Annotated in this window: 2 protein-coding genes; both read left to right on the top strand. The window is 65.2% G+C overall.

The annotated features are described in order from the left end of the window. On the top strand, window positions 1-425 hold a 425-nt coding region (locus WFK61_RS26015), incomplete at its 5' end, for an amino acid ABC transporter permease (protein ID WP_336814940.1). Window positions 426-432: 7 nt separating this feature from the next. Beyond that, window positions 433-1,074 carry an amino acid ABC transporter permease gene (locus tag WFK61_RS26010; RefSeq protein WP_336814939.1) on the top strand — a complete coding sequence of 214 codons (642 nt, stop codon included), beginning with the start codon at window positions 433-435 and terminating at the stop codon, window positions 1,072-1,074. Window positions 1,075-1,102: the final 28 nt, after the last annotated feature.

Below are 1,102 nucleotides of genomic sequence, written 5' to 3'. Positions count from 1 at the left end.
TGGCGGGCCTGAGGCTCGACCCGACGCCGACCGCGATCATCGCGCTCGGCATCAATGGCGGCGCCTATGCGATCGAGATCATCCGCGGCGGCGTCCAGTCGATCGGCAAGGGCCAGATCGAGGCGGGGCTGGCGCTCGGCCTGCACAAGGCGCAGGTCTTCCGACTGATCGTGCTGAAGCCGGCGCTGCGCGCGATCTTTCCGTCGTTGACCAGCCAGTTCGTGCTGCTGACGCTGACCACCTCGGTCGCTTCGGCGATTTCGGCTTACGAATTGACCTCGGTCGCGCAGGTCATCGAAAGCAACACCTTCCGCAGCTTCGAGATCTACGCGGTCATCACGGCGATGTACCTGCTGATGTCCTGGCTGATGATGCGGATGTTCGCCGGAATCAACGCCCGCTACTTCAGCTATCCGGTGAAGTGAGGGCGCGATGGGATCGAACGAATTCCTCTTCCTGCTCACCGGTCTGAAATGGACCGTGCTGCTCTCGCTGGTCGGCTTCGTCGGCGGCGGCGTGTTCGGGCTCGCGATCGCGCTGATGCGGGTTTCCGGCCGGCCGCTGATGGAGCGGATCACGTCGGGCTATATCGCCCTGTTCCAGGGCACGCCGCTGCTGATGCAGCTCTTCGTGGTCTACTATGGCCTCGCGCTGGTCGGGTTGAAGCTCGATGCCTGGGTCGCGGTCGCGATCGGCTTCACGCTCCATGCCAGCGCCTATCTCGGCGAGATCTGGCGCGGCTCGATCGAGGCCGTGCCGAAGGGCCAGACCGAGGCCGCCAAGGCGCTGAGCCTGTCCTATGCCTCGCGCATGCGCGACGTCATCCTGCCGCAGGCGATCCGCATCTCGCTGCCGGCGACGATCGGCTTCCTGGTCCAGCTGATCAAGGGCACCTCGCTTGCCGCCATCGTCGGCTTCACCGAGCTGACGCGGGCCGGCAACATCGTCTCCAACCAGATCTTCCAGCCGCTCCTCGTCTTCGGGATCGTCGGCATCCTCTACTTCCTGCTGTGCTGGCCGCTCTCGCTCTACGGCTCGCATCTGGAACGCCGCATGGCCATCGCCGCGCGCTGACCACCCCGTTCACCGCCTGAACCAACCA

The organism is Allobosea sp. MMO-172 (assembly GCF_037147855.1).
GTDB lineage: Bacteria > Pseudomonadota > Alphaproteobacteria > Rhizobiales > Beijerinckiaceae > Allobosea.
Note: the sequence above shows the minus strand (reverse complement) of the source record. Positions and strands in the feature narration are given on the sequence as shown.